Origin of the sequence: Undibacterium sp. TJN19, assembly GCF_049339485.1 — a bacterium.
Taxonomy (GTDB): Bacteria; Pseudomonadota; Gammaproteobacteria; order Burkholderiales; family Burkholderiaceae_D; genus Undibacterium.
In genome coordinates, this window is record NZ_JBMPPL010000011.1 from 1 (window position 1) to 20,590 (window position 20,590).

Below are 20,590 nucleotides of genomic sequence, written 5' to 3' on the forward strand. Positions count from 1 at the left end.
AAGCAATGAACCAGGCCTGGTCCATGGACTTTATGCATGACCAACTGGCTGATGGTCGTAGTATCCGTTTATTCAATGTGATAGACGACTACAACCGTGAAGGCTTGGGCATTGAGGTCGACTTCTCCCTACCGACGGTGCGTGTTATACGTGCTTTGGACAACATCATAGAATGGCGCGGAAAACCGATTAAACTCTATCTGTAGCGTTTGAACTGGTGTATTTGCTGGTGCGCTGCAAAGGGGTAAAAAATGGCAAATGGTGCGCTGGCTTTTTTAGCTGGACTTGGCTCGGGTTACTTAAACGAAAGTCGTCGTCAAGAAGACAAAGAACGTCAAGACAAGTTTGATCAAATCCGATTGGATGAAGCAGAACGCAATAAATCCGATTGGGACTTTAAAGAAAAGCCTCGCAGAGATATTGCCAAAGCGGCGCAGGATGGTGGCCCTGTCGTTGATGACGCTCAAGTGGTGTCCGGCTTAGCGACAAACCCCTCCAAGTATCAAGACAAAGATCTGGCGGCATCGGATGTGCGTGGGGGTAACCGCATTTACGTCAAGCGCCAATCCCAATGGCCGCAGCGCTGGGTGCTTCCGTATCGATGGGAGGCGTTGCGCCTTAATGCCCTGCTCGAATTTGTTCTGGATGGTAAGCGGCTGGGCGACATCAAGCTGGTAGATATGTCGTCTGATCTGATTGGCCGCTGGCAGTGACCTGCTTATTAAAGGCACGGATGAAACAAAGGGTGTTTTTGGATCGACAATTAATAGAATTCTAAATTTATGACCCCACGTCTTTAGCACAGCTGCAACTGAATGGAAGTGGATATCGCATAGCCCGACCAAGGACGTGCGTAGGCCAAAAGAGTCCCCGCATCGCGACAGTAGGCCAACATTGGACGAAATAGAAAGGATCAAGCTTTATTGTGGATTTAATGATGAGCCTATCGAAACCAAAACTCAAGCAGCTGCAGTTGCGTATCTGTTTGCAATCGAGACAGCCATGCGCCAAGGGGAAATCTACGGCCTGCTTGAATCGCACATCACTGGCAACGTAGCCCAATTGCCTAAAACTAAAAATGGAATGGAGCGTGATGTGCTTCTGTCAAAGCAAGCATTGTAATTGCAGAATTTATAGGGCAACATTCGTAAATCCAATTATGTATTAAGAGCCAAAGGAGAGCCTCGATGTCCTGCACGAATAGATTACTTTTTATGCTTGCCACCCTATCTCTAAGCGCTGTCGTCATGGCTCAGCAGTCACTTCCACCTCCATCACCTGATTTTGTGCGTGGACTTCAGGTAATGCGAGAAGATGGTAATCGAACTCAGACCATCGAATCCTTCGCGTTAAAGGCTAAGACGGGGGACGTAGATGCGGTATTAGCAATGTTTGTGCCAGAGGCTAGAGCTAGCGAAGGCGACGACGAAATACGAAAATACATTTCGAAAAACATCATTCCTTTTTTTAGTGCATACGAAAAACTCCATAATTACAGTTATATCGAACCAAGAACCATGCCTGATGGAAGGACGGGTTACCGGTATTACACCTATTTTGTAAACAGCCAATCAGGGAAAACGCCATTCGATATTATCATCATGGAAGTGAATGGAATGTACCTTATAGCCAACTTCAATGCTAGAGGTTGCATCAAAGGAAAACACCCAATATGTGATTAACTAATTTAGCTCGAGAACAAGTTAGGAATGATTGGAGTGGACATCAATGTTTAACGTCTCGATAAAGTCCAATTTTGAGCAAATCGTTTTAAAGATGTCGGGCTTCTCACGCAATCAATTACTTTATGTACTCGCAACAGCACTGACCAAAACCGCACAGGAGATTGCCAGGGCCGAGCGCAAAGAACTCCAGTATGTGTTTGATAGCCCGACACCCTATACGCTAGACTGCTTATACGTTAAGTCAGCATGCAAGGCTCAACTATCTGTCTATGTGCGCATCAAGGATTTCTCAGCCAAAGGCACGCCTGCTATTAAATTTCTGTCTGCTCAGATCAATGGCGGCAAAAGACATCAGAAGCGATTCGAACGGACATTGCAGGCAGTTGGCGCATTACCATAGGGCTATTATGTTGTGCCAGGGTCTGCGGCAAAGCTCGACTCATATGGCCAGATCGATAGGGGGCTGATCGGATGGTAAATGCAGGTATTTATACACTGATGTGTGTTGCTGTAATTGTTTTGGATTTACTAAGAATTTTTGTTGATTTCTAAGTGACCTGTTGGACGTTCGATTGGCTGAATATATTGCATATTTTGAGTACTAATTAGGTTTTTGAGTGATTGAATTTTAGGGGGGAATTTTCAAATGTTCGTCATTTCTCCAAAAATTTCAAAGTTAATGATTTCTGGTTTGACTAAAGAAATTGCACGACTGAATGCGATTAACGCAAACTGTGGTGATGATTGGCCCGACGATTACGACCCGAATGACGTAGCTGTATATGATAGTTTTCGTTGCTACCTGGAGGGGAATCTTGGAAAAAATACCATCGTACAATGGGAAACTTACTCAAAGGGAACGGCATTTTCGATGGCGCTACTTCCAAATTTTGTCCGCGAAAATTTGAATTGCCTGTCGCCTGAGGACATTGAGTCGGCCTGCCGGATTTTTGCACAATATGTGGCGCATCGGTGTACTGAAATGCTAGAAAATCAGGAAGAAAATACTTCTAAGCGCAAACAAGTCACCTACTTATTGTCTCAAGTGATTGAATTTCCAGGTATGTCCTGTCCAGTGTTCGATTGAGTGATTTAGCTATCTCACAGGTAGCAAAAGATGGAAGAGGCCGATTCAATATTAGCGATTGGCAGTGAATCGATTTATTATTGAATTTGGTGAGCGCATTCAAAAACGCGCCCACTGATTTTCCTTGGCATTTACACAGAAATTATGCCGGGGCTTCGAAAACTTCAATCCCGGACACCGCTAACACCTTGAAGCGTATAGTCTCTACTTCGCATACTTCCAAAACCGCCCCTTACTTTCCGCAATCCAGGCCATCGCCTCCTCAATACGCTTGTCTCTTGTTGCCTCGGTCTTTGCTTCGCCTATCCAGACCTTGTATTCCTTCTGGAATGAAGGCGGTTTGCTCTCAAAAATCTTTGCGATTTCGGGGGCGGCTTTCAGCTTGTCGGCGAATGTCGCAGGCATGTCGACTTCTTTTGGTGTCTTTGCTACGCGTTCCGGGAGTTTGATGCCTTGTTCATTGAGTGCCATGGCTTCTTTGATCCACGATGTCAATTCCCGGTCTGGTGGCAGGTCGGCAAGGCTGGTCAGCTTGCCCATAAAGCGCTTCGCGGCTGGAAGGCTATCATTGGCCTTAAGGCGTGCATCACCCATCAATGCGTCTTTATAGAAGGTGAAAGAGCAGTGCTTTTTGTAGGCGGCGAAAATACACATCATGTCGCCTTTGTAGTCGAAATGCGGGTTCCCCCATTTGACCTCCTCGACAACTTCCGGGCAGGCTGCGTGGATGAGGGCGCGCAGATGAGCGAAGATGGGTTTCGCAAAGTCTTCTGCCTTTTCGGCATAGGCATCAAGCCTGGGATTGTGTTTTGGCGTGGTCATGGATGGGGGCTGCAATTTTTAGTTGAGCGTTAAAAGAAGCTCGTCCAGGCGTTCCAGGGTCGAGGCCAGTCCTTCTTTCAGCCCCATGTTGATGACTTGCTGAAGCGCTTCTGCTGACGTATAGGAAACGACTGTCTCTACCAGCGTATGCCTGGCAACATCCGTGAAGCTGACATGCCATGTGGATCTGGGTAAAGCAGGGTTCAGTGCGCCGGTGTTATCGCAAAAGCCGTCAAGCGCGGTGTAATTATCGATGGCTTGTATGGTTTGATAATCTGTGCGACCCCAGTGCTCTTGCCCATTGGGTTCAACCATTGCGTAGAGCCAATGCCCGCCTTCACTGAAATCCATGAAGCTGGTTTTCGTGGTCAAGGGCTTGGGTGCAAACCACTGATCAAGCAGCTCACTTTTTGTATAGCAATCCCAAACCAGCTGTCGCTTGGCGGCAAACTCTCTTTTGACGGTGATGGTGTTTTTATCCTTGTCAACAAGGAAATCAAATTGCAGGTCAGCTTTCATCTTCTTCGCCTTTCAGGGTGGTTAATAAATTATCGAGATTTTTGTAGCGGCTTTCCCATGCCTTGCGTTGTTCGTCGAACCATTTTTGAGCCGTGGAGAGGTTTCCACGCTTTAGTTTGCAGGTGCGGACCCGGCCTACTTTTTCTGATGCAATAAGGCCGCTGCTTTCGAGCACCTTGATGTGCTTCAAGAACGTGGGCAAGCCCAAGCCAAATGGTTCAGCAAGCTCCTTGATTGATGCAGAGCCACGCCCAAGTTTTGCAATCACTGCTCGCCTGGTAGGGTCGGCCAATGCGTGGAATACGTTGTCGAGTGATGTTGAATAGTTTTTCATGTGGCGAACTATATCATGATAGTTTTCTATTTGGCGAACTATTTGTGAGAAACTATTTTAGAGGTGTGGTGGGATGTAATTTGCCGATAATGGCGCACGGAATGCCCACTGCGGGCAGGTAGTTCTGGCTGCCGATAAGCCTATAGTTGGGCATTTACCAGTCGTTGATAAATCATCTAACAATGGCAGCATGCGATAGGTTGATGCCGAGCCAACAGTTTCAGCATTCGCTAATGTTTAAACCCTGTCCTGCACTCTTGAAATTTTTAAACCCCAGTTTTAGCGTAAACCGGATTATTTTCTTCTATTGCATGCGCAGTGGTTTGCTGTCCTTCAATTGGAAACCACCGTGCCCGCATCTTCATAAATGGTGTCTCCACCAGGCGATATAGTAACCAGCCACCAGATACACCCGCTGCACCGATAGCACTAATGCTCAAAGGTGCGTTGAAATCAATCTGGGTGTTTACCAATTCGGCCCGCAGCACCATGAACACGGGCTTATGCACGAGGTAGATTGCATATGACCACAGCGCCAGCTGGGTGGCGCCTGGCAGGCGTATGCGGTTCAGCGGGCTATTGGGGCTAAGCGCTGACAGGGTCAAGATGGCAAAGCTGATGGCGAGTAGCGAAAAGCCAAATGTGGTGACGATGAAGGGATAGCTGTCTGGATTTTGCAGGCTGTATAAAACACCTGTCGTCGCCAGCAGGCCGGTTGCGAACAGGGTTTTGCCATGTTGCAGGAGTCTGGCATAAACGGCTGGATGAAAATTCTTCAGCATGGCAATCGCTACACCGGGCAGCAATTCATCGAAGCGGCCAAAGCTGGAATAATAAACCTGTGCCGAGAAGGAATCATAATTGTTGTGTAGCCATGCCCAGCCACGAAACGTCATCCCGGCGGCAATGCCTGCAACCAGCAGCAGCCATAATAATCTGCCTGGGTTTTTGTATTTGATTGCAAGCACAGTCAAGAGGGGCAAGATCAGGTAGAACTGTTCTTCTATGCATAAAGACCAGGAATGCGTAAACGTCTGGCCATATTCAAGACCGATATTTTGCGTAAATGTCAAAAAGCGCCACAGTGGCGCAACGGCACTGCCAGACAATGCCGCCGGAAAAATAAAGTAGGCTGCCAGCACCACGTAATAATTGGGCAGGGTGCGCAATAGCCGTCTGGCGAAAAAATTTCTGATAGACAAAGGCTGTCCCTTTGCCACGGCTGACATGGTCTGGTTACCGATCAGGTAACCGCTCAACACGAAGAACAAATCCACCCCAGCCCTGCCGATATTGCCGATGAAGCCAAAGGTTTCCTGCTTGCTGACGAAGGCACTGTAGTGAGACATCAGCACCAGCAAGATGGCAATGGCGCGCAGGGTGTCTAGCCCGTAAATACGTTTTTGGGTCATGAAGTGGGTAATTTATTTTTTTGAGATGCCGATTTTGCGATGCTTTTTTTTTCTTGTTTTTTTTACCAGCACTTCGCATCAAAATCGCTTCATCAAAATCACTTATTAATAGCTGAGAGGGTATTTGTGTGGCTTCAGACCATATCAGAAAAATCTGTTGCATCAGGATTATATAAGACCTTTAACTTGTTGCCAGTCATGCATTTAAAATTGTTCATAAATTATTTCAATACAGACCCAAATCTTTCCGCAATCTATTCAAAAATATTCTTAGCTGCTTGCTTAAATGCCGGTTGGTTTTTTTTGCATCTGATCACAGTAGTTTTCAGTGGAAAAGCACTGTTTGTTGTTTCACAAATTCATTGACACACCAATCTGTTCGTATATTATATCGAGTATCGATATATCATTTATCGATACAGCGAAAGCTGATATAGCTATTGCAAGATAAAGGCAGTCATGGATGACATCAATTATTCGAAATATCTACCCCTGTCAGAGGCGACTTTCTATGTCCTGATCGTGCTGAACGAGCCCATGCATGGGTACGCCATCATGCAAAAGGTGGAAACCATTAGCGAGGGCAATGTCATCATCGGGCCGGGCACGCTGTATGGCGCTTTTGCGACTTTGGAAAAACAGGGCCTGATCAACAAGGTGAAGGAAGAGGAAAGGCGCAAATACTACGCGCTGACCGATAAGGGCCGGTTAGTGCTGGTCGAGCATATCCGGCGGATGGAAATAATGTTCCGTCACGCTCAGTTCGTATTGCCGTCATTGCAGACAGGAGGGAAAAAGTGAGCGACATATTGATCAAAAAATTCAAATGGCATTGGGCCTGGCAAGATGAAGACGAGGAACAATGGTTGCAGCAAATGGCTGCCCAGGGCCTGCATCTGAAAGCCGCGAATGTGTTCGGTATCTACACCTTTATCAAAGGCGCACCTGCGGACATGGTTTACCGACTTGATTATGTGTCTGGGCTGTCGTTTGCCTATCTCAAGAGCTTTGCCCGTGACCCGCATTACCAACAGTTGATGAACGATGCCAGTTGGGAACACGTCATCGAAGTCAATGGCTGGCAATTCTGGCGAAAAGCGATTGTCAAAGGGCAAATACCGGAAATCTTTACCGATGCCGAGTCAAAAATCGCCAAATACAAACGTGTCATGGGCATCGCCCTGGTTTCGTCGCTGGGCTTGCTGCCGCTGGCCTTTCACCCGGAAACAGCCATACGGATGTGGGAAGAGGGCACGGTCAGTGGCCGGTTCTTCAGTGTCTTGCCGGTAGTGCTGGTGATGTTATTTGTATACGCCGTCATCAAGCTGGGCCTGCGCATACGTGCTTTGCGTAACAAGCCGCAATGAGGCTGGAAAACATGGTTGTTAATTGTTGATTTATTATTAAAAATAAGATAATTTTTATGGGCAGACATTCTCTTTTTGTATGCCCGTTTCAACCGGAAATTATCCAGGTGTTTGGGGTCAGATGATGTCTTGCACTTATCGATCCATGCATCTGAATCATTACGGGAGCTTAAAGTGGAACTTACTGAAAACGGTATCGTTATTTCGACTGGCAATATTGACAAGGGGGCGAATAAGGACAAATATCCGGGCGGCGTAGACGACAATACCTTCGCCAAACGCATTTTGTGTGAGGGTGATTCCTGGTTTTCTATCGGTGCCTTACCATCAAGTAACCTGTTGTTTCCTCTGCGGTTTGCGCAGACGACCTTGCTGTATAACCTGGCAACGCCAGGCGACACCATACGCAATATGTCTGACATCAGCAGTAACCCTGAACTGTCGAAGCTGATTAATAATCAGACTTTCTCAACCAAGTGGGATGCCATTTTCATCAGCGGTGGCGGCAATGACCTGATCGATAAAGTCAGCCAGATATTATGCCGGCCATCGGCAGGGGCGGGTGGTCATTTGCTTGACTATGTGAATGGCTTTGAGTTGGCCAAACTTAAAGTGGACCTGCAAAAAAACTATAAGAAAATTGCTGATCTGCGGGCCAACAGCAAAAACAGGGATACCCCTATCGTGACCCATGTTTACGATTACCCGACACCACGCGACGCCAAGGCTAAATTCCTGGGTTTTGGCTTCGTGGGGCCATGGCTCTACAATGCAATGAAAAGTGCTGATATACCTGAGCAAAACTGGATATCCCTGGCCGATTACATTTTTGAATGGCTGGGTTCTGTGCTGATTGATCTTTCCTCCAAGATCGATAATTTCCATGTGATTTCAAATACGCGCGAGACCCTGACCAGGGCACGTCTGGGCACGACAGGTGATGATGGCGACTGGCTCAATGAAATTCATCCGAATGCAACAGGATATAAAAAACTGGCAGACGTGATTTCTCCAGAATTGCAAGCCTTGCTGTAAGCAAGATGGTTTTTCAGCGTATTGGGCGACAACACAATTTCTCTATATTTGTGTTGTCGCTCATTTTTGCTACCTTTCAGCAAATTTGTGATTGAACTGTCCTTTCGACGCAACCACCTGATCGCCATGCCTTCGCAATCTTGTGCCAGGCAGGTTACACTCTTCCTGCATAAAAAACACTCAGCCAGGCTGAGATTTCATTCTGACCTGCCTGGGCGTGAAACTTGAAATCCCTGTTCAAATTCATCAATAGTTCAGTTACCCGCTGGTATATCGCATCGACCATGTTTTTTGTGGTGGTGCTGGCGATAGAATTGTTTGGCGTCAGGCTGCTGGCAACGACCGAGTACCGCCTGGGCGATATTTATCTGCGTCACCATGCACCTGACTATCAGGCTGACCCCGGCATCGTGGTGGTGGATATTGATGACCCCAGCATGGTGGCGATGGAAAAAATTGCTGGCCTGTTCCCATGGAAGCGGGAAATTCATGCAGACCTGGTGCAGGCCCTGGGTCAATTTGCTCCCAGGGCTATCGTATTCGATATGGGGTTTCATGAGCGTGATTTGCTCAAGCCTGCCAGCGATGCGCGCCTGTCTGAAGAGATCAAGGCCTTTCCCAAAGCCTATGTGCAGACTTTGCGCCTGGACAAAAACCTCGATAAAAGCAGTGGCACGCCCCTGAAAGAATTAGTGCAGGCCTATGGCATACGCAAAACAGGCAGGCCAGATGCTGCCGCTGCCATACAGTTGCCCTATGCGATTGAGCAGGGCGCATGGCGACTTGGCCTTGCCAATATCCCGGACGATGCCGATGGCGTGGTGAGACGCTGGCCTTTATACATGGATGTCAATGGCTGGCATTTGCCCTCCATGCCTGCGCGCGTCATGCATGACCTGGGCGTGCCTTTGCCACCAGGCCATGATTTCCAGATACTGTGGCCAGAACAAGGTCATCTGCGCTTAAGTTATAGCGAACTGTATAAAAAACTGACAGAAGAATTTCATACTCTCAGCCCCGCAGCGTTGACGCAGCTTGATGCTTTGTTCCGCAACAAAATCGTCGTTGTCGGTTCATCGGCCGGGTTTGCTTTTGATCACCATTTGACGCCTTTGGCCGCTGGCTACCCGGGGGTGGATATTTTGGCAGTCGGGCTGGATAACTTAAAAAATGGCCGCAGCCTGCTGATCACCACACCGGTCTGGTCTTTTGCCTATGGCGCGGCATTGATCGTGCTGTTATCACTGATGTTCAAGCAGCGGCTTAATCCCTTGCTGATAGGGAGTGGTCTGGGTTTGCTGAGCTTTGCCAGTATCTATTTTGCTGATGCCATGATCTTGCAGCAAATTATGCTGCCGCTGGCAACACCTTTGATTTTTGCCTGGGCCTGGTTTTTCTCTGCTGCTTTTGCCGGTTATCTGCGGGAAAAGCGGGCGCGTGACAAGACGGTATCCTTGTTTGGCCGCTTCCTGAACCCCGAGGTTGTGCGCAAGATGATCGATCATGGCGAGACGGTAGAAAGTCTGTCAGGGCAAACGCGCACGATTACGGTTCTGTTTTCTGATATACGCGGCTTTACCAGTCTGTCTGAAACCCGCTCCCCTGGTGAGATAGTGAAATTGCTGAACCGTTATTTTGAGCATCAGGTGGAAGTCGTCTGGCGTCATGGTGGCACGCTGGATAAATTTATTGGTGATTGCATCATGGCATTCTGGGGGGCGCCTGTGGATGACCCTGACCAGGCCAGGCATGCAGTGGCCGCCGCCATGGAAATGCAGGAAAACCTGCTGGCATTCAGAAAAGAACTGGAAGCCGACAGTTCTGACGTGCTGGACTTCGATGTGGGCATCGGTGTACACACAGGTTCTGCTGTGGTAGGCTTTATTGGTGCCAAACGCAAGCTTGACTACACGGCCATTGGCGACACCGTCAATCTGGCGAGCCGGGTAGAAGGGCTGACGAAAGGTGTAGCGCGCGTATTGGTCACGCACGAAACCATGCTTGCCTGTGGGCAATCTGAATCAAGTGTTGAATCTGAGTTTGAATCAAAATTTAAATTTGAGTCACGCGGCGCTTTTGCAGTCAAAGGGCGTAACGCTGAAGTTGAACTATATGAGCCCATGAGGAAGAGTGAATGAAAATCCCCTGTCTGATCTTTTGTTTATTGCTGAGCAGCGGCATTGCCTGTGCTGAGTCAGCATCCACCTCGCGCTCGACAGAGTTGCGTACGCAGGCCGGGTCGGATGCGCCCACGCTGACGATGCTGTCAAACCAGACCCGTGTTGAAGTGCTGCAACGCAGCGGTGCCTGGGTGCAGGTCAAGACATCTACCGGCCAGACAGGCTGGGTGCATATGTCAAGCTTGCGCCTGGATGCGACCGCAAGCAATACTGCCACGCCTTCATCTGGCGGCAATTTGCTGGGTTCACTGACAAGCTCGGGTCGTACTTCCAATACAGGTACGGTGGGTGCTGGCGTCAAGGGGCTGGACAAAGAAGACTTGCGCCGTGCATCACCGAATTATGCGGAGTACCAAAAAATGCAAAGAAATTCAGTAGATAAAAATAATGCCCAGACATTTGCGCAACGCTCTAACCTGGCAACAAAAAATGTCGCCTATCTTGGGGAGGGGAACTAAGATGCGCACTTATAAAAAAGTTCTGATTGCCAGCCTTGCCCTGGCACTTTGTGGCCCTGCTGCGGCACAGTTTGGTGGCTTCAAGTTACCTATAGACCCTGGCAAGGTACTTGATACCGCAAAAAACTTTACAGAAAAAACCAAGGAGATTGATGAATCCAAGGAAATCACCATCGGCCAGGAATTTGCCGCTTCTTTATTGGGTGCTAAGCCCCTGTTGAACGATCCCACTTTACAGCGTTACATTAATACGCTGGGACGCTGGCTGGCATCGCAATCTGAGCGCCCGGATTTGCCATGGTTATTTGGTGTGCTCGATGACGAAGGTTTCAATGCTTTCGCCACACCTGGCGGCAATATTTTTGTGACCAAGGGGCTGTTGGCACGCATGCATAACGAAGCCGAACTGGCTGGTGTCTTGTCACATGAAATTGGTCATGTACTGCGCAAGCATTACGTCAAGGCGATACAGAAAAATGCCGTTGCCGGATTCGGTGCCGATTTTGCTGCAAGCTACATCAATAAAGGTCCTGCAGAACTGAAAACATTTGCAGCAGGCATATTTAAGGATATCTATGCCAAGGGCCTTGATAAGGATGATGAATTTGAAGCAGACCGTGTTGGTGTAGTCATTGCCGCCAGGGCTGGTTTTGATGCTTATGGTTTGCCGGCAGTGTTGCAAACCTTGCAGGCGCAAAATTCCAGTGATCGTGGTTTTACCTTGCTGTTTGAGACTCACCCATCACCAACAGATCGCCTGGAAAAATTAGATAAACTCATGCGTTCGCGTTTTGAATCCAGCCCCGGTTCGCAAGGCCGCTCGTTTGAAGAGCGCTTTAAAGAATTCAGTCGCTGATTGATCGGATGTGCACAAAAAATGCTGCATTACTGAGAAAGTTATGCAGCATTTTTATTTTGCCAGTACACCCGCTGACCAACGGGTCATAACCCATCTTAGTAAAACCGCGCCAGCACTTTTGGCAATTTTCCGCTGGCGGTACCCTTGCGTATGGTTTTGTTCAGTGTTTCTATTTCTTCTTCATACTTGCCAATGGCCGCAGCGAAATGGATGGTGTCATAGAACACCGGTTTTTTAGAAACATAGAAAGTCTTGCCCGTTAATTCCGGGTCATTGAAGCTGGGGATGAGCTGATCGCGCAAATAGGCTTCGACTTGCTCAGAACGTTGTAACTGGCGTATGGGCCATAGCATGATATCGCTGCGCCTGCCCATGAGTTTTTTGAAGCGGGCAGCAGACGAGGCTGAATCTTCCTGGACTTTGAAGACCACATTTTTCGCTTTTTCGAAATCCATGCCATGACTGAAACCCCTGCCTATGCTGACAGTTTTTCCGCGCAGATCTTCCATCGATTGAAAGTCTGGCCGTGGGTCACCGTAAGTAATGGCCCAGATTTTTTCGCTGACGATGGGAATGGAAAAGTAAAAATTTTGCAAACGTTCTGGGGATTTTGAAAAACCGAAAATGATCCCTTCACCATTTTGCGCCATTAACTGGGCGCGGTTCCATGGCAATACCTGCTTGTCGAAATGGATGCCGGATTCGTGTTCGAAATATTGCAAAATACTGTCAAGGTCGCGCTCTATCGGCAATTGCCTGCCATGAATATCAAGACTTTCTTGCAAGAACAGGGTGACTTTGGGTTTGGCCAGATTTGATTTCTTGATACTGTTTGCGGTCACAGCAAAACCGGGAAGATGGATGAATGCCAAAAAGAAAATACTGGCAAACAAGGGGATACGGTGCAACATAAGTGTTCTCTACGACGAAAAGTAAAACCTTCAGAGTGAAACGTTTTAAAAACTGATTTTCAGGCGTAGTGATAAGACATTACGATTTGATAATCTGGATTTCTAAAGCATGCAAACCAGAGATTGAAAGGTGCATATGATGCCTTGATGCTGATCTGGGCAATGTCGAAAGCAGCACAGACAGTTGTCTTACTCTGTAGCTTGCGCATGTCGTCGGGTCTTGTACTTTATCTCAAGCAGAAATAAATGTTCGATATGAAAACCCTTTTTTATAACAAAATCGGAAGTGGCACCTCAATCAAATGGGGGGCTGAGATTAGTGCCCAATGGTAAAGGTTTTATATGCCTGTCGAACCTAATGATTTGCCTGCGCAGTCGCCCTGGCAACCTCTCCAGCCGCTGTGACATCTTTGAGTGGTGTCGGATAAAGCCAGCAAAACACCAGTGTGGCCGCAGCTGCTCCCAGCAATTGCGCAACGATAAAACCAGGCGCATCTGCCGGACGTATGCCAGCAAAGGTATTGGTTGCTGCCCTGGCCAGCGTTACAGCCGGATTCGCAAAAGATGTTGACGAAGTGAACCAGTAAGCGGCAGTGATATAGGCAGCTACAGCAAACGGTGTCACCGATGGGCGGCTGCGCGAACAAGCTATGATCACAGCAATCAGACCAAAGCTCGCAACAAACTCGCTCCACCACTGCGCCAAGCCAGTACGGATGTGTTCCGATGCAAAAAACACCGGATCTTCAAACATGCCATGCGCGGCTGCGACACCGGCAAAAGCCCCCAGCAATTGCACCAGGATATAGGGCAGTACTTCCTTAACCGGCATATTTTTCTGGAAAGCTTCTGACAACGTCACGACAGGGTTGAAATGCGCACCCGATATTGCGCCAAACATCAAAATCAGGGCGATCAGGCCAGTGCCAGTGGCAATCGCATTTGCCAGCAAAGCGATAGCGACATTGCCGCCAGCCAGGCGTTCAGCCATGATACCGGAGCCCACCACTACCGCTAGCAGAAATGCCGTGCCCAAGGCTTCAGAAACCAGGCGTCGTCCCATGCTCATACTTTGGTCGCTCCTATCTGGTCGAGTTCCGCCTTTAAGCTTTGCGGGTCTTGCGCCAAAACGTCCAGCGGTAGTGCCAGGAATGCCTCGATACGATCACGCAAGATGCGGTACGCTGTCATGAAAGCGGCATCGATTTCTTTATCCGTGCCTGTTGCATGTGCCGGGTCTTCCACACCCCAGTGCGTACGCAAGACGGGGCCCAGATAGGCTGGGCAGGTTTCGCCCGCAGCACTGGCGCAGACGGTGATGACGATATCCGGTGTTGCTGGCAGATTGTCCCAGGACTTGCTGACATAGCCTTCTGTCGAGATACCTTCGCGGGCCAGTAGAGCCAGTGAACGTGGATGAATCTGACCAGTCGGCCTGCTGCCTGCACTCATGGCTTTCCAGCCAGCCGGTGCCAGGTGATTGAAGGTCGCTTCGCCAAGAATGGAGCGGCAAGAGTTGCCGGTGCACAGAAATAAAACATTCATAAGTCGTCTCAAGAAAAAAAGTAAATGCAGAGCGTCTTGCTTATCCAGCAGTGGCACATTGCTGGACCTGTACGGGGGTGCATGGATTGCCGCCGCAGCAGTTCTCAGTCAAAAAGCCCAGCATCTGGTTCATCGTCGTGATATTCGCCGAGTAAATGACAAAGCGCCCGGCCTGACGTGACTCCACTAAGTCGGCATGCAACAGTTCTTTCAGATGAAAAGACAAAGATGATGGCGGTATCCCCAACTGTTCACCTATCTTTGTGGCGGCTACGCCTTCCGGGCCAGCTTGCACCAGCAAGCGAAATATGGCCAGACGAGATTCCTGCGCCAGGGCTGCCAATGCCAATAAGACTCTTTTTGTTTCCATGATTTCGTAATGTCAAAAGCTACTAATTAATTCTATATTTCGATAATAATGAAAATATGGAATTAATGCAAAATCGAATTAAAAAACTCCACATGCTGTCTCTAACTGATTCAATCCAGATATTCGCCAGCTTTTCCACCAGCGCATTGATTAACCAACTTATTCTCCGGGCTTTTGCCTGGTGTCTTTCAGCTTTTGCTTGCGATAGGATGTAAATTTACCAAGCTTTAGACTTTCCGGAACGTGACGGTACTTTGAATAAGCTGTACGTTGCGCCCAGTAAATTCCAGTGTGACCAGAAAACAGATAACTGATCACGCAGGCAAGCGCTGCATATGGCCCAATTTGTGGTCCAAATAATTCCAGCGCCATGACAGTCGATGCGATGGGCGTGTTTGCTGCTCCCGCAAATACCGCTACAAAACCCAGCGCCGCCAGCGTCGCGAATGGCATTTGCAGCAGTGGTGCCAGGGCATTGCCCAGAGTGGCACCTATATAAAACAAGGGAGTGACTTCACCACCTTTGAATCCAGTCCCGAGGGATGTCACGGTGAATAAGAGTTTTCCAACGGAATCAGTCCAGGCCAATGGATGCTGGAATGATTCTACAATCACAGGTATGCCAAGACCGGTGTAACGCTGCGTGCCAGCAAGCCAGATTGCCACAGCCACGACAATACCGCCCAGAAAGGGGCGCAAGGGGGCATAGGTGACGCGTTTTTTCATGAAGGCAGACAAGCCATGCGTGGCATGGGCAAACAGCATGCCGACCAGCCCGAACAGGATACCGGCGATCAGGGTGGCCAATAACGTCCATGCTGTTATCGCCGGAACCAGCCCGGCACTGTAATGCGTATGGTGTACGCCCCACAATAAACCGATTTGGTCAGCAACAACTGCCGCCACAAAGCAGGGCAGAATCGCCTCATAGCGCATGCGTCCAATCGCCAGCACTTCCAGTCCGAAAATCGCACCTGCCAAGGGGGTGCCAAACACCGAAGAAAAACCGGCGCTGATCCCCGCCATAATCAGCAGCCCGCGCTTGTGCGCGGGCATGCGAAAAATAGGGGTTAACTGATCTGCCAGGCCGCCGCCCATTTGCACCGCAGTACCCTCGCGCCCGACAGATGCACCAAACAGATGGGATATGACCGTACTGATCAGTACCAGTGGGGCCATGCGAAGCGGAATAACCTGTTTAGGACTGTGTATTTCGTCGATGAGAAGATTGTTCCCGGCTTCGACTTGCTTGCCAAAGTGCAGATATACCCAGCCAACAGCAAAGCCAGCCACCGGCAACAGGCAGATGATCCATGCATGGGATACTCGCCAGGAAGTGGCATAGTCGAGTGAAAACAAAAAGCAAGCCGAAGCAGTGCCAGAAAGAATGGCAACGATGACGGCAATCAATAACCACTTCCCCATATAGGGCAGCAGGTTTATCTGTTCAGGTTTGTTTGAATGTTTCATGGAACCAGGATTAAGTTGAAATACAACCTGGTCATTTTTTTGCCCTTGACGAACACCTACAGCTTCCCAATGACCAGGAATGTCTGTAGGCATCATCAGCTACCCCATATCTGCGGGCGGCGGTTTGTATGGAAGACCCGGAGGAATGCCATCTCCGTCTTGAGGTCAAATATTAACAAGTTTTTTACGTGAGAACAAATACCTTGGGCTTAGTAGAGATTTTGTACTTTTAACACTTGACGGGTGTACGCAGCCGCTCACAAAAATTTGGCCACTCGTGATTAAGACTTTATATTTGCTGTAGCTTTTCTTCGGTTTAGTTTTGCCGAGTCCTTTAAGATACGTTCGGTGAACGAAAATTTAATTGTTTGACAGTCCGTTTTCTTGTGTTATTCTTTATTCGTAATTTAACGAATAAGGCCTTATGTCGAATAATTGCTGCACCACTGAACCCAATGCTCTGGATACTGAATTTAAACCGGACGAAATTGCTTTGCTATGTAAGGCATTGGGGCATCCTGCCAGAGTAAAGCTGCTCAAGCATCTGTCGAACTATGGAGAATGTTTTTTTGGAAGTCTGACAGATATTCTGCCTTTGGCGGCATCCACGATATCGCAACACGTCACGATCCTGAAAGAAGCTGGCTTGATACTTGGCTCGTCCGATGAGCAGCGTGTTTGTTACTGTGTCAATGAAGTCCGGCTGGCGCAATTCAAGAAGTTAATCGCAGGTTTATAAACAGATATTTTTTGGCTTTATATTCGTTATTCGACGAATAACAAATTAATGCAATCATTATTGGAGGTCATGATGAATCTACTGACAAATGCATTACCAGTCGCCGTGATCGGCGCAGGTCCAGTTGGGCTGGCTGCCGCTGCACATTTACTTTTGCGCGGACGAAAGCCGCTGATATTGGAAAGTGGTTCATCTGTTGCCGCAAACCTGGCCAGCTATCGTCAGGTGCGCTTATTCTCGCCGTGGCGCTACAACCTTGATCATGCATCTGCTGCATTACTGGAGCCGACTGGCTGGATCAAGCCAGATCTGGAAGGATTACCGACTGCCGGAGAGATGATCGATTATTACTTGCAGCCGCTGGCTCAACTGCCGGCGATTGCTGAAGCCATTCACTTTAAACACCAGGTCATCGCGATTACCCGCCAGGGTTACGATAAGGTCAAAACCAAAGGGAGGGATGAAGCGCCATTTATTGTACGGGTGCAGACGCCTGATGGTGAGAAAGAATACCAGGCCAGCGCCGTCATCGATGCCAGCGGCACCTGGTCGCAAGCAAATCCACTGGGTGCCAATGGCGTCCCCGCACTTGGAGAGCAAAATAACGCTGCCCACATCACGTATGGCATGCCAGACATACTTGGTGCTGAACGCCAGCGCTTTGCTGGCAAGCGTGTCCTGGTCGTTGGTACGGGGCACTCAGCCGCAGGCAACTTGCTGGCGCTGGCGCAATTGGCAGAGCAAGTGCCGGCAACGACACTGTTATGGGCAATCCGGGGAAACCATGTTGCCAAAGTGTTTGGCGGTGGCAGTGCAGATGGCCTGCCTGCGCGAGGGCAACTTGGTTCCCGCCTGAAGGCATTGAAAGAATCGGGCCAGTTGAGCTTGTACCGGAATTTCCAAATCCGGGAATTGCAACGCAAGGGGCAGGGGATTGACCTGAGCGGTGAGATGCATCAAGCTGAGATACCAGTTATTTCCGGTGTCGATGAAATCATAGGCGCTACTGGTGCCAGGCCCGACCTTAGTCTCAGTCGGGAATTGCGTGTACGTTATGACCCGTGGTTGGAGAGTACCGATACATTGGCTCCTTTGATTGACCCCAATGTCCATAGTTGTGGCACGGTGCGCCCGCATGGTCACCGCGAGCTGGCACATTCAGAAACTGGTTATTATGCAGTGGGGGCTAAAAGCTATGGCCGCGCACCGAATTTCCTGATGGCGACCGGCTATGAACAAGTACGTTCTGTTGTCGCTGCACTGACTGGCGACCTGGCCGCTGCGGATGATGTGCAGTTGATCTTGCCAGAAACCGGGGTGTGCAGCACGCAGCCAGTGTACGAACTGCCTGAGGAAGATGCAAATGCCCAGTGCTGTGGTGGTGCCGCGCCGGCAGGCTCGAACGCTTGCTGTGTCCTCGATACGGAAGAAAAAGCCAAGGGTAACGCTGGCTGCGGATGCAGCGCTCAAGGGGAGACAAAAGCATCAACACCTACGACCGCAACAGAACCGGCCAAGACTAAATCCAGTTGCTGTAATTAATTCTTTTTGATTACGCCCTGTATGACCCAGCACTTTCACGCCAGAAAAACCATCGCTATTCTGGCATTTACACAAATCGCCTCTTGGGGATCACTGTACTACGCCATCGCTATTCTGGCACCTGAAATTCTCAGGGAAATGGGGTGGTCAGCCGAAATCGTGTTTGGCGCTTTCTCCTGGAGTCTGCTGGTAGCGGGACTGGTATCAACACCAATAGGTATCATGCTGGACCGCCATGGCGGGCGGCTGGTGATGGGCAGTGGCTCTCTGGTTTGTGCCGCGGGCATGATCACTCTCAGCCTGAATCATTCAATGGCAATCTATTTCCTGGCCTGGTCATTATTAGGCCTGGGGATGTCACTGACTTTGTATGAAGCAGCATTCGCGACGATTAACCGGGAGTTTTTGGCGAACAGCCGCCAGGCGATTTCTACCTTGACACTGTTCGGTGGCTTTGCAAGCACTGTTTTCTGGCCACTGACGCTAAAACTGAATAGCCTGATAGGCTGGCGCAATACCTATTTGTTGTATGGCATGGTGCAACTTGGAATATGTTTTCCGCTACACATGCTGTTGAGCGCACCGAAGAGTCAGCGAACGCTCGGGGCAGAAGAAAATGGTCCTTCGCAATCGAGGCGCAGCCACACATTGGCTGAAGCCCTGCAACATCCTGCTTTCTGGAAACTGGCATTGGCGTTTTCAGCAAATAGTTTTGTGTTTTCGACGCTGTCTGTTCATCTGATTCCCTTGCTTGGAAAATTCGGGCATGCCGCCACCTGGGTGGTCATGATGGCAGCCTTTATCGGCCCCATGCAAGTAGCTGGTCGCCTGGGGGAAATGACATTTGCCAGACATGCCTTACCCCAGACGGTCGGAAAGTGTATTTTTTCAGCCTTGCCGGTGGCACTGTTGATGTTGATTTTATTTGGTACCCAACAATGGGCCGTAGCAGTATTTTGCATGCTTTACGGCCTCAGCAACGGTATTTTGACTATTGTGCGCGGGACGATTCCGCAAGCCATGTTTGGGCGAGAAAACTATGGTGCCATTTCAGGGGCGCTGGCTGGCCCGGCTTTGATATCCAAGGCAGCGGGCCCGCTTGCCATGGCGGTTGTGGCGCAACATTACACAACACCTTCCCCATTTCTGCTGATACTCTTGCTTTTTACCATAGCCTCTCTGGGATTCTATCTGCTTGCTGTCAGGCGGGAACCCATGAGCGTGGAAGCCATTTAGCCATCATCAAAATAAACTCATAGCCATGATAAGAACCGTCACACCTGCCGATGCAGCCGCCATCATCGCCATTTACAACCACTACATTGCCACGACCACAATTAGCTTTGAAGAGAATCCAGTTTCAGAAGAAGAGATGGCACAGCGTATAAAAGATGTTAGCGCCAATATGCCCTGGTACGTAGAAGAGCAGGATGGTGAGGTCGTGGGCTATGCCTATGCCACACCGTGGCGAGTGCGTAGTGCTTATCGGTTTTCTGTTGAAAGTACCGTCTATGTGTCACCAGAACATCCACGTAAGGGAATAGGTGTCAGGCTGTACCAGGTACTGATAAATGATTTGCGCGATAGTGGTATTCACGTCGTACTGGGCGGTATCGCACAGCCCAATGCTGCCAGCGTGGCGCTGCATGAGCGGTTTGGATTTGAGAAAGTGGCGCACTTCAAGCATGTCGGCCGCAAGTTTGAGCAATGGGTGGATGTGGGGTATTGGGAACTGCTGCTGAACTGAGCTTATGACTACATTCTGGAAAATACGTCCGGTAACGGCGGATGATCTCTTCATCATTACCCACCATCGCTATCATCTCGAAATTGAGCAGCAAGAAGACTTCAATGCTTATGCTCGCTGGCTTGAAGATGTGCTCGTCGCGGGCAAATATGTTGGGCTTTTAGCAGAAGCAGACGGTGAAGTTATCGCGGGTGCTGGTATGACCATTCTGGAATGGGGACCAACGCGCGGTGACACTCACTCCCATCGGGGACGAATTGTCAATGTCTATACAGCACCGGGCTGGCGTATGCAGGGAATTGCGAAGGCACTGGTGTCAGGTCTGATACAACTTGGTGAAGCACGTGGACTGAAAACATTCAGCTTGAGTGCTTCTGATAAAGGTAAGTCGCTATATCAAGACCTGGGATTTGTGTCTTATTCGACCGAGATGTTGCGCAAGGTGAGAATACCCGATACGTAAAATTTTCAGCGAAGTAAATTTTTCCTTACGCATTCCCAAATTGCT

25 protein-coding genes, 1 pseudogene and 1 riboswitch are annotated in these 20,590 nt (G+C 49.1%); of the genes and pseudogenes, 17 read left to right on the forward strand and 9 right to left on the reverse strand.

The window, feature by feature from the left end:
- The 6 genes and pseudogenes from ACO0LH_RS23000 to ACO0LH_RS23025 all read left to right on the forward strand — a co-directional run.
- Window positions 1-188 (forward strand): annotated as a pseudogene (locus tag ACO0LH_RS23000) (DDE-type integrase/transposase/recombinase); the annotation flags it as partial.
- A gap of 63 nt (window positions 189-251) precedes the next feature.
- A complete protein-coding gene (locus tag ACO0LH_RS23005) occupies window positions 252-713 on the forward strand; it encodes a hypothetical protein (RefSeq protein WP_422943479.1) in 462 nt (153 codons plus the stop codon).
- A gap of 181 nt (window positions 714-894) precedes the next feature.
- Window positions 895-1,122 (forward strand): hypothetical protein, encoded by a 228-nt coding sequence (locus ACO0LH_RS23010; RefSeq protein WP_422943480.1) that lies wholly within the window; start codon window positions 895-897, stop codon window positions 1,120-1,122.
- 92 nt (window positions 1,123-1,214) lie between these two features.
- Complete coding sequence (locus ACO0LH_RS23015; RefSeq protein WP_422943481.1) at window positions 1,215-1,682, forward strand: hypothetical protein; 468 nt, start codon at window positions 1,215-1,217, stop codon at window positions 1,680-1,682.
- A gap of 46 nt (window positions 1,683-1,728) precedes the next feature.
- Window positions 1,729-2,085 carry a hypothetical protein gene (locus ACO0LH_RS23020; RefSeq protein WP_422943482.1) on the forward strand — a complete coding sequence of 119 codons (357 nt, stop codon included), beginning with the start codon at window positions 1,729-1,731 and terminating at the stop codon, window positions 2,083-2,085.
- Window positions 2,086-2,331: 246 nt separating this feature from the next.
- Window positions 2,332-2,772 (forward strand): hypothetical protein, encoded by a 441-nt coding sequence (locus ACO0LH_RS23025; RefSeq protein WP_422943483.1) that lies wholly within the window; start codon window positions 2,332-2,334, stop codon window positions 2,770-2,772.
- A gap of 204 nt (window positions 2,773-2,976) precedes the next feature.
- Here the strand turns inward: ACO0LH_RS23025 and ACO0LH_RS23030 are convergent, their stop codons facing one another.
- The 4 genes from ACO0LH_RS23030 to ACO0LH_RS23045 all read right to left on the reverse strand — a co-directional run bounded on the left by ACO0LH_RS23030 (window position 2,977) and on the right by ACO0LH_RS23045 (window position 5,859).
- Window positions 2,977-3,594, reverse strand: coding sequence for a DUF1801 domain-containing protein (locus ACO0LH_RS23030; RefSeq protein ID WP_422943484.1), 618 nt, complete (start codon window positions 3,592-3,594; stop codon window positions 2,977-2,979).
- An 18-nt stretch (window positions 3,595-3,612) separates the two neighbouring features.
- The gene (locus ACO0LH_RS23035; protein ID WP_422943485.1) at window positions 3,613-4,113 is read right to left on the reverse strand and encodes an SRPBCC family protein; all 501 of its coding nucleotides are present in this window, start codon (window positions 4,111-4,113) and stop codon (window positions 3,613-3,615) included.
- Window positions 4,103-4,447 (reverse strand): ArsR/SmtB family transcription factor, encoded by a 345-nt coding sequence (locus ACO0LH_RS23040; protein ID WP_422943486.1) that lies wholly within the window; start codon window positions 4,445-4,447, stop codon window positions 4,103-4,105. Before ACO0LH_RS23040 ends, ACO0LH_RS23035 begins: the two co-directional genes overlap by 11 nt.
- 266 nt (window positions 4,448-4,713) lie before the next feature.
- Window positions 4,714-5,859 carry an acyltransferase family protein gene (locus tag ACO0LH_RS23045; protein WP_422943487.1) on the reverse strand — a complete coding sequence of 382 codons (1,146 nt, stop codon included), beginning with the start codon at window positions 5,857-5,859 and terminating at the stop codon, window positions 4,714-4,716.
- 459 nt (window positions 5,860-6,318) lie between these two features.
- Here ACO0LH_RS23045 and ACO0LH_RS23050 point away from each other — a divergent pair, with 459 nt between their 5' ends.
- The 6 genes from ACO0LH_RS23050 (at window position 6,319) to ACO0LH_RS23075 (ending at window position 11,755) form a co-directional block, all read left to right on the forward strand.
- A complete protein-coding gene (locus tag ACO0LH_RS23050) occupies window positions 6,319-6,660 on the forward strand; it encodes a PadR family transcriptional regulator (RefSeq protein ID WP_422943488.1) in 342 nt (113 codons plus the stop codon).
- A complete protein-coding gene (locus tag ACO0LH_RS23055) occupies window positions 6,657-7,226 on the forward strand; it encodes a DUF2812 domain-containing protein (RefSeq protein ID WP_422943489.1) in 570 nt (189 codons plus the stop codon). Before ACO0LH_RS23050 ends, ACO0LH_RS23055 begins: the two co-directional genes overlap by 4 nt.
- 174 nt (window positions 7,227-7,400) lie before the next feature.
- Entirely contained in the window at window positions 7,401-8,261 is an 861-nt protein-coding gene (locus ACO0LH_RS23060; RefSeq protein WP_422943490.1) for an SGNH/GDSL hydrolase family protein, read from the forward strand.
- A 224-nt stretch (window positions 8,262-8,485) separates the two neighbouring features.
- Window positions 8,486-10,399: a CHASE2 domain-containing protein gene (locus ACO0LH_RS23065; RefSeq protein WP_422943491.1), complete on the forward strand. Its 1,914-nt coding sequence runs from the start codon at window positions 8,486-8,488 to the stop codon at window positions 10,397-10,399.
- On the forward strand, window positions 10,396-10,899 hold the full coding sequence (locus tag ACO0LH_RS23070) for an SH3 domain-containing protein (protein WP_422943492.1): 504 nt from the start codon (window positions 10,396-10,398) through the stop codon (window positions 10,897-10,899). Before ACO0LH_RS23065 ends, ACO0LH_RS23070 begins: the two co-directional genes overlap by 4 nt.
- Before the next feature lies 1 nt (window position 10,900).
- On the forward strand, window positions 10,901-11,755 hold the full coding sequence (locus tag ACO0LH_RS23075) for a M48 family metallopeptidase (protein WP_422943493.1): 855 nt from the start codon (window positions 10,901-10,903) through the stop codon (window positions 11,753-11,755).
- A 98-nt stretch (window positions 11,756-11,853) separates the two neighbouring features.
- Here the strand turns inward: ACO0LH_RS23075 and ACO0LH_RS23080 are convergent, their stop codons facing one another.
- From ACO0LH_RS23080 to ACO0LH_RS23100, 5 genes are all read right to left on the reverse strand, one after another.
- Complete coding sequence (locus ACO0LH_RS23080) at window positions 11,854-12,669, reverse strand: substrate-binding periplasmic protein (RefSeq protein ID WP_422943494.1); 816 nt, start codon at window positions 12,667-12,669, stop codon at window positions 11,854-11,856.
- Between the two features lie 355 nt (window positions 12,670-13,024).
- The gene (locus ACO0LH_RS23085) at window positions 13,025-13,738 is read right to left on the reverse strand and encodes an MIP/aquaporin family protein (protein ID WP_422943495.1); all 714 of its coding nucleotides are present in this window, start codon (window positions 13,736-13,738) and stop codon (window positions 13,025-13,027) included.
- Entirely contained in the window at window positions 13,735-14,214 is a 480-nt protein-coding gene (locus ACO0LH_RS23090) for an arsenate reductase ArsC (RefSeq protein ID WP_422943496.1), read from the reverse strand. Before ACO0LH_RS23090 ends, ACO0LH_RS23085 begins: the two co-directional genes overlap by 4 nt.
- Before the next feature lie 40 nt (window positions 14,215-14,254).
- Window positions 14,255-14,584 carry an ArsR/SmtB family transcription factor gene (locus ACO0LH_RS23095; protein WP_422943497.1) on the reverse strand — a complete coding sequence of 110 codons (330 nt, stop codon included), beginning with the start codon at window positions 14,582-14,584 and terminating at the stop codon, window positions 14,255-14,257.
- A 159-nt stretch (window positions 14,585-14,743) separates the two neighbouring features.
- On the reverse strand, window positions 14,744-16,054 hold the full coding sequence (locus tag ACO0LH_RS23100) for a voltage-gated chloride channel family protein (protein WP_422943649.1): 1,311 nt from the start codon (window positions 16,052-16,054) through the stop codon (window positions 14,744-14,746).
- A gap of 79 nt (window positions 16,055-16,133) precedes the next feature.
- Window positions 16,134-16,219, reverse strand: a riboswitch (Fluoride riboswitch).
- 259 nt (window positions 16,220-16,478) lie between these two features.
- On the opposite strand from ACO0LH_RS23100, the gene ACO0LH_RS23105 reads away from it, so the two are divergent.
- From ACO0LH_RS23105 to ACO0LH_RS23125, 5 genes are all read left to right on the forward strand, one after another.
- Entirely contained in the window at window positions 16,479-16,793 is a 315-nt protein-coding gene (locus ACO0LH_RS23105; protein ID WP_422943498.1) for an ArsR/SmtB family transcription factor, read from the forward strand.
- Window positions 16,794-16,865: 72 nt separating this feature from the next.
- Window positions 16,866-18,335 carry an FAD-dependent oxidoreductase gene (locus tag ACO0LH_RS23110; RefSeq protein ID WP_422943499.1) on the forward strand — a complete coding sequence of 490 codons (1,470 nt, stop codon included), beginning with the start codon at window positions 16,866-16,868 and terminating at the stop codon, window positions 18,333-18,335.
- A gap of 21 nt (window positions 18,336-18,356) precedes the next feature.
- Window positions 18,357-19,571 carry an MFS transporter gene (locus ACO0LH_RS23115; RefSeq protein ID WP_422943500.1) on the forward strand — a complete coding sequence of 405 codons (1,215 nt, stop codon included), beginning with the start codon at window positions 18,357-18,359 and terminating at the stop codon, window positions 19,569-19,571.
- Between the two features lie 25 nt (window positions 19,572-19,596).
- Complete coding sequence (locus ACO0LH_RS23120) at window positions 19,597-20,082, forward strand: arsinothricin resistance N-acetyltransferase ArsN1 family B (RefSeq protein ID WP_422943501.1); 486 nt, start codon at window positions 19,597-19,599, stop codon at window positions 20,080-20,082.
- 4 nt (window positions 20,083-20,086) lie between these two features.
- A complete protein-coding gene (locus ACO0LH_RS23125; RefSeq protein ID WP_422943502.1) occupies window positions 20,087-20,545 on the forward strand; it encodes a GNAT family N-acetyltransferase in 459 nt (152 codons plus the stop codon).
- Window positions 20,546-20,590 lie beyond the last annotated feature (45 nt).